General features: G+C 41.1%; 1 protein-coding gene. It reads right to left on the bottom strand.

Annotated elements, in window-relative coordinates; all coding sequences use genetic code 11:
- Nucleotides 1-263 (bottom strand): GGDEF domain-containing protein (locus tag AYW76_RS18735; RefSeq protein WP_156489114.1); only part of this gene is annotated, 263 nt, incomplete at both ends.

Here is a 263-nt window from a genome sequence, read left to right as displayed (position 1 = left end):
AATCAAATGGCTGATTAATAAGAGAAATAATCCGTTCGGATAGCATTTCTGCCATACGATTATTCTCTGGTTCAGGTAGGATTATCCCAAATTCGTCACCACCTAAATGGCCCAATACTGCTTGTTGAGGTAACAAGCGTTTTAAGCGTGAAGAAACTTCTTTGATCACTTTGTCGCCAATGTGATGGCCCAGCGAGTCATTGATATTCTTGAAGTTGTCAATATCGAGGTAGAGCATGATTAACGGCGTTTCGTTGTGGATC

Origin of the sequence: Marinomonas gallaica, assembly GCF_001639745.1 — a bacterium.
In the GTDB taxonomy this organism is placed as follows: Bacteria; Pseudomonadota; Gammaproteobacteria; order Pseudomonadales; family Marinomonadaceae; genus Marinomonas; species Marinomonas gallaica.
This window is presented reverse-complemented; position numbering and strand designations above follow the sequence as displayed.